Below are 6,514 nucleotides of genomic sequence, written 5' to 3'. Positions count from 1 at the left end.
TACGGCCGTTCTTCATCGTCTCCGGGCGAGGCGTACAGTCCGGAACGGAAACGGAACCACTGATAAATATGCGTGACCACTACCTTCAGCACGGCATAGCCGGGCACGGCCAGAATGATGCCGACCACACCGAACATTTTACCGGCAAATACAATCACGAAAATAATCGTAATCGGATGAATCTTCAGCGACTTGCCCATGATCTGCGGCGAGATGAACTTGCCCTCGATCAGTTGGACGGCCGTCCAGACGACAATCATTTTCAGCAGCATGAGCGGCGAGGTGACCAGCGCCACGACAAGCGCAGGCGTAATCGCAATCGCCGGACCCAAATACGGGACAACCGCCGTACAGGCCGCAACGATGGCAAGCACAAGCGAATATTTCAGGCCGATAATCAGGTAGCCGATGTAGAGCAGCGCTCCGATGCAGCAGCTTACGATGATCTGCCCGCGGATATAGGAAGAAATCTGCTGGTTCATTTCGGACATGACCATCCGGGTCTGCGGCTTCAGCGCGGTAGGCACCAGATGCAGAATATAGTCCGGGAAACGTTTGCCATCCCGCAGCATATAGAAGAGGATAAACGGCGTCGTTACGATTCCCAGAATGATCTCGGTAAGCGTCCCGACAAAGCTGCCCACGCCATTCAGCGCATTATGTAAAAATCCCGTGAGCCATTCGGACACCCGCGTCGTCAGCGAGCTGACATCGGCTCCCATGTTCTGCTGAAGCTCGTCAAATAACCGGCTTCCCGTCAAATCGCTGACTTCCTGCTGGATCTGGTCGCTGTAACGGGGAAAGTTGTCGATCAGATCCATAAGCTGGCCCCGGATAATCGGAATGACCGTCAGCAGAATAACGGTGATTACGCCGATAATGAGCAGATACAGAATTGCAATCCCGTAAGCGCGTCTAATCCTGCTCCTGCGCTCCAGCCGGTCCACCAGCGGATTCAGCAGGTAATAGGCGACCCCCGACAGAATGAGGGGCAGCGCCACCGTATGAAGCAGCACCGACAGCGGTCTGAAGATGAACGGAATTCTGGCGAAGATGAGCACATTCAGTCCGATGAGCAGCAGCACAAGCAGAAACACAACGAGTTTATTGTTCAGAAAAAATTTGCGGAATCTCTCCGGCCAAATCTGCAGTCTTTGCATCCATAAGCCTCCTAAGTGCGGCGAATTGTCAAGCGTACGTCGGCTTTTTTAATAGCATAGACAACATTTGGCGGACAAGTCAACTCCGGGGGCCGGGCGGCCGGAACCTTATATCCGCAATCCTTCCCGCACCCGCAAAGCCGATCGACCGATACACTTTATTGGAATCCGGGTTATTGACGTCCGCATACAGCATCGGAGTCAATCCTTCCCTTATACAATAACCGGAAATGGCGGCCACGATGGCGCTGGCATATCCCTTCTTCCGCTCTCCGGGCGGTGTATAGACATCGTTAATCCGGGCATGCCGGGCTGTACGGTGGGCGATTCTCGCCATGGCGACCGGTGCACCGCCCGCATTCCACAGGTATAGTCCTCCCGTCCCGATAGCTGCTGTAGCCGCTCTGTACACTTCGTCCGGCATGGGCGTGAACCCGAATACTTCCTTTGAAAAAGCGGACATATCGGCCGCAACCCTCTCCGCATGACGCGCATTCGCCCGTTCGATAACCCCCTCCACACCCGCCGGGGGCCTGATCTCGGAGCAGGTGTACGCCTCAAGCGTCATAAAAGTCTCATACTGAAGCCCTCGCACTGAAGCATAATAACGCGCAAAAGACTCTGCGGTTTCAGGATCGGCGGACACCCCCGGGAATTCCCGGGACGACACATGCTCCGCCAGCTTCCTCAGCATTTCATCCTTTTGCTCTTCCGCAAGTTCAGGAGAAAGCCACAGCCAGGGATTGAAGCCCGGAGTCTGGGCGAAAATCAGATCCTCATTCCTCCTCTTGATCCGCAGGGCTTCCGGACTGCCGCAAATCAAATGCAGCAGGTTATAACGGATCTCGTCTTTCAGGAACATTTCTCCATTGAGTACGGAGTCGCGGTCGGCAAGCTTTACGAACATCCGTTTCACCTCTATCCTTTCCTTTTTTTCCTAACAACTTGATGATAATGCCCCGCGCCGCAAAAAGAAATAACCCGCACGGCGGCTATTTTGCCGGGGTGCGGGTAAGGCGGAAGACCTGTCTGATTGAAAATTGGCGGGACGTCCTATTTTTTCCCCTTTTTCTTTCCCTTCAAGCCTTCTTTGGTTGAAGCTTTCATGCCGTTCTTCCCGAACGTGTACAGCATATTTTTGTTGAAGCGCTTACCAATCAGCGATTTTCTGACCAGCAGCTTGACCTGCTTTGGCGACATATCCCCGTACCAGACTCCTTCGGGATAAGCAATGACGACCGGCGCATCTCCGCACCGGCCGGCGCAGGAGGTAAATGTCGTATGGATCAGAGCCTCTCCGCCCTGCTTCTCTATTTCTTTCCTGATCGCTTGGACAAGATCCCCGCTCTTTCGTTTCTTGCAGCTGCTTCCCCCGCAGACCAGCAAATGGCATGCCGTTCCTTGCAAATTCCATGTCGTCATGACCTCACTCCTCTCTATAATCTAATACCCCTTTTTTTGCTATACTCTATTATTATAGAGGGAAAATCGAACGAGCGGCAATCACGGTTTTTTTGGGAGGACGCTCACCACCATGATTATGCGCCGCATTGCGCCTGTCCCAATTTCCCGACTTGGGGGCTGGATCAGGCCGCCGAGGACAGAATGCGTGAAAGACACCGCTGGTTCGTCACCGAATCCTTACACAATATGAAATAATTATGCCGGTTGGACGCATTCTCATATTGAAGGTTCCCGGCATATCCTTTATAATTCAGTACATTATAAGCCGCTATTATTGATGGCCTTCGAAAGGAAATGAAAAACGTCATGACAGAAAAGCTTAGAGCCGGTATTGTCGGCGGGACCGGTATGGTCGGCCAACGATTCATCGCTCTTTTGGAGAATCATCCGTGGTTTCAGGTTACAGCAATTGCCGCCAGCGCGAACTCTGCGGGCAAAACGTACGAAGAATCAGTGAAGGGCAGATGGAAGCTCTCTACTCCAATGCCTGAAAGTGTTAAGCATATTCCCGTTCAGGACGCTTCGCGCGTAGAGGAAGTAGCCTCCGGGGTCGACCTGATTTTTTGCGCAGTCGATATGAAGAAGAATGAAATCCAGGCTCTCGAAGAGGCCTATGCCAAAGCGGGCGTGCCCGTTATTTCGAACAATTCCGCCCACCGCTGGACGCCGGACGTGCCGATGGTCGTGCCGGAGATCAACCCCGAGCATCTGGAGGTTATCGCCAGCCAGCGCAAGCGTCTCGGAACCGAAACCGGCTTCATCGCCGTCAAGCCCAACTGCTCCATCCAGAGCTATGTGCCGATGCTGACCGCCCTCGGCGGCTTCAAGCCGACACAGGTTGTAGCCAGCACGTATCAGGCGATTTCCGGGGCCGGCAAGACCTTTACCGACTGGCCGGAAATGCTGGACAACGTTATTCCTTACATTGGCGGAGAAGAAGAGAAGAGCGAGCAGGAGCCGCTGCGCATCTGGGGAACCGTGGAAGACGGGAAGATTGTAAAAGCCTCCGCTCCGCATATCACGACCCAATGCATCCGCGTTCCGGTTACGGACGGGCATCTGGCTACCGTGTTCGTCTCGTTCGAGAACAAGCCTTCCAAGGAAGAAATTCTGGAAAGCTGGAAGAACTACAAAGGCCGCCCGCAGGAGCTTGAGCTGCCGAGCGCGCCGAAACAGTTCATCACCTATTTTGAAGAGGACAACCGGCCGCAGACGAATCTGGACCGCGACATTGAGAACGGCATGGGCATTTCCGCTGGCCGCCTGCGTGAAGATTCGCTGTACGACTTCAAATTCGTCGGCCTCTCCCATAACACGCTTAGAGGAGCCGCTGGCGGCGCCGTGCTGATTGCCGAGCTGCTGAAAGCCGAAGGATATATTACGAAGCGGTAAGCGATGCGTAAAAGCATAAAAATGCCCGTTTCCTGGTCACAGGAGGCGGGCATTTTTGCGTTCAATACAGGATTGACCGGAAAATAAAGTCCCGGACTGCGGCTTATCTTAATCTAACGTTTCCAGATCCTTAATGTCCTTTATCAGCATTTCAACATTTTCCTTTTGAGTAGCCCAACTGGTACAGAATCTCACAACACTGTGATTGGCATCGGCTTTTTCCCAGAAGGAAAAAGAATACTTTGTGCCTAATTTCGCCAACACCTCATTTGGCAAAATGGGAAACTTTGCTCAATTCCTCCAATTCAGATTTGCTGTAAGTTGTTCCATTCTCTGTGGGGTGTGATATGTAAACCAGGCCTGGCTGCACCATATGCTCATGAGTGACATCATTCCAGTGGGCTTCATATAATTTTCTTACCTGCTTGGCTTGAATTTTTCCATCATCACTCGGCAAAGTCAGCACTTTATGGCCAGCGGCTTCAATTGCTCCCGTTTCATGTACAGCAATATGACCCGTAATCGCGGCAACTGCGCCTTGATGCGGACGCAATATAGAAGCGATAACCGCAGTATTCGTCTGTGTTCCTCCAACTAAAAAGTGTACATCCGCATTCTCTGCACCGCACGCTTCTCGGATATAGGCTCTGGCTTGTTCACAATGTTCGTCCGTACCATATCCGGGCGTCTGCTCTTCATTGGTTTCCACGATCCGTTTCAAAATCCGCTCATGGGCACCCTCTGCATAATCATTTTCAAATCGTATCATTCATATTCCCTCCGGCTTTTCTAATTTTTTCTGAATCAATAGCATAGAAGTATGTAATTCTTTAATTTCTTGTTGTGATAAACCTTGCAGCAATCTCACGATTTGTTCATCGGATTTCTCATTCAGCCGGTTAAAAAAAGCGGTCCCTTCGGGTGTCAATCGAATCAGACTCGTTCTGCTGTCCAAGGCCGAATTTTCCTTACTAAGCAGTCCATCCTTACTAAGCTTGGCAATGATTCTGCTCATGTAGCTGCGGTCAATATCCAGCTTGTCGACTAATTGGTTGGCGATGCACTGTTCCAGAAAACCAATCTCTAAAATTACCCGCGCCTCTGTAAAAGAATATCCGGTGTTCAATACGTGCTTATCCAATAAGCCGAGTATATTCGTATAAAACCGGTTGAATTGCCGTATATCAGCTATGATATGATCATCCGGGTTCATTGCAGCCTCCTTATTATTTAGTGGACTTTGTCAACAAATAATTTAATCCATTTTGTGGACTACGTCAACCTTTTCAAGTGAAGTTACACACCGATTTTAACGCGGCAACGCCGCTGATCGCTTCCGGGATAGCCTTAAAATCGGACCTTCAGCCGTCCGCCGGATACCCTTGCCCTTCCCCGGCAAATTGAACAGCCCCAAGCGGATGCTTGGGGCTGTGGCGGCTGAGAGCTTAATATTTCGAGAGCAAATTATACAGCGCCTGCGCGGACTCCGCGCGGGTCGTATTGGCTTTCGGCATGAACCGGCCGCCGTCGGCGCCTTTCAATAGACCGAGCGAAACGGCTGCGGCCACATCGTTCCGAGCCCAGGCGCTGATGCCGGAAACGTCAGAGAACGAAGCTTGTTCCGAAGCGGGCGCCGGTTGGCCCGTCTTTGCAAGGTAAGCCCGGATGAGCATGGACGCCATCTCTTCGCGCGTAATTCGCAGCTGCGGGTTGAAGGACCCGGCATCCGCGCCTTTAACGATTCCGTTCTCGAAAGCGGCCGCTATGGAATCGGCATACCATTCCTTGCCGGTCACATCCTTGAACGGAGCCTTATCCTTAGCGGTCAGACCAAGCGAACGAACGAGCATCGCCGCGAATTCCGCGCGTGTAACCGGCCGGTTCGGGGCAAAAGCGCCACCGCTTACGCCATTCACGATATTCCTCGCGCTCAGCACGGAGACGGCCCGGTTGGCCCAATGTCCCGCCGGAACATCCGCATAAGTCTTCACGTATTCCATCGGGGCGTAGCGGCTGAAGTGAGTGACCTTCGCTTTGAGCAAACCGCTGTCCCACTCTCCCCCAATATACTCTGCGACACCTGCGTCATTAAGATAGTATACGCCGGTAAGCTGTGAATCGGCTTTCGCATCCGTGCGGAAGGCAAGCTCCACCGGTTGCGGGAAGGCTGAGAGGCTAACGGCCTTTCCATCCTTAGTTACCGCCTGCAAAGCCAAATCGTAGACTTCCCCGGCAAAGCTCATACTTGCGCTGCCAGGCAGGGAAAGCTGCTTGATCGCAGCCTCTTTGGAGGCGGGGTCCAGCTTGACGACGTTCAGCGCAAGATGCGCTCCCTTCAGCTGCTCGGCCGGAAGCAGGGCGGCCAGGGATTTCAGTACCGCCGCCGGAATCGTCAGCGATACTAGTTCGCCCTTGATTTCAATGCTGTCCACGCCTTCGGCCGATCCGGATTGAACGGGCAGCACGAGCTGCTGAACGTTACGGCCCAGCGTAATCGA

The 6,514-nt window shown here is 52.8% G+C and carries 6 protein-coding genes and 1 pseudogene; 1 reads left to right on the top strand and 6 read right to left on the bottom strand.

From position 1 onward, the window contains the following. From L692_RS0105560 to L692_RS0105550, 3 genes are all read right to left on the bottom strand, one after another. Window positions 1-1,160, bottom strand: a 1,160-nt coding sequence (locus tag L692_RS0105560; RefSeq protein WP_025697938.1) for an AI-2E family transporter, incomplete at its 3' end; no start/stop codon positions are given. A gap of 79 nt (window positions 1,161-1,239) precedes the next feature. Beyond that, on the bottom strand, window positions 1,240-2,067 hold the full coding sequence (locus L692_RS0105555) for a GNAT family N-acetyltransferase (RefSeq protein WP_025697937.1): 828 nt from the start codon (window positions 2,065-2,067) through the stop codon (window positions 1,240-1,242). A 146-nt stretch (window positions 2,068-2,213) separates the two neighbouring features. Next, window positions 2,214-2,582 carry a (2Fe-2S) ferredoxin domain-containing protein gene (locus tag L692_RS0105550; RefSeq protein ID WP_025697936.1) on the bottom strand — a complete coding sequence of 123 codons (369 nt, stop codon included), beginning with the start codon at window positions 2,580-2,582 and terminating at the stop codon, window positions 2,214-2,216. A gap of 348 nt (window positions 2,583-2,930) precedes the next feature. On the opposite strand from L692_RS0105550, the gene asd reads away from it, so the two are divergent. Continuing rightward, on the top strand, window positions 2,931-4,016 hold the full coding sequence (gene asd, locus L692_RS0105545; protein WP_025697935.1) for an aspartate-semialdehyde dehydrogenase: 1,086 nt from the start codon (window positions 2,931-2,933) through the stop codon (window positions 4,014-4,016). A 283-nt stretch (window positions 4,017-4,299) separates the two neighbouring features. On the opposite strand, the pseudogene L692_RS27830 reads toward asd, so the two are convergent. From L692_RS27830 to L692_RS27825, 3 genes and pseudogenes are all read right to left on the bottom strand, one after another. After that, window positions 4,300-4,785: pseudogene (locus tag L692_RS27830) on the bottom strand (threonine aldolase family protein); the annotation flags it as partial. Then, window positions 4,786-5,229 carry a MarR family winged helix-turn-helix transcriptional regulator gene (locus L692_RS0105535; protein ID WP_025697934.1) on the bottom strand — a complete coding sequence of 148 codons (444 nt, stop codon included), beginning with the start codon at window positions 5,227-5,229 and terminating at the stop codon, window positions 4,786-4,788. 232 nt (window positions 5,230-5,461) lie between these two features. Next, the coding region (locus L692_RS27825) for an S-layer homology domain-containing protein (RefSeq protein WP_036722121.1) at window positions 5,462-6,514 on the bottom strand (1,053 nt) is incomplete at its 5' end.

It is taken from the genome of Paenibacillus forsythiae T98 (genome assembly GCF_000520735.1).
Classification (GTDB): domain Bacteria; phylum Bacillota; class Bacilli; order Paenibacillales; family Paenibacillaceae; genus Paenibacillus_AQ; species Paenibacillus_AQ forsythiae.
Note: the sequence above shows the minus strand (reverse complement) of the source record. Positions and strands in the feature narration are given on the sequence as shown.

Coding starts and splice junctions, on each gene's coding strand:
- L692_RS0105535 (WP_025697934.1), bottom strand. CDS start 5,229: ATGAACCCGGATGATCATATCATAGCTGATATACGGCAATTCAACCGG.
- L692_RS0105550 (WP_025697936.1), bottom strand. CDS start 2,582: ATGACGACATGGAATTTGCAAGGAACGGCATGCCATTTGCTGGTCTGC.
- L692_RS0105555 (WP_025697937.1), bottom strand. CDS start 2,067: ATGTTCGTAAAGCTTGCCGACCGCGACTCCGTACTCAATGGAGAAATG.
- asd (WP_025697935.1), top strand. CDS start 2,931: ATGACAGAAAAGCTTAGAGCCGGTATTGTCGGCGGGACCGGTATGGTC.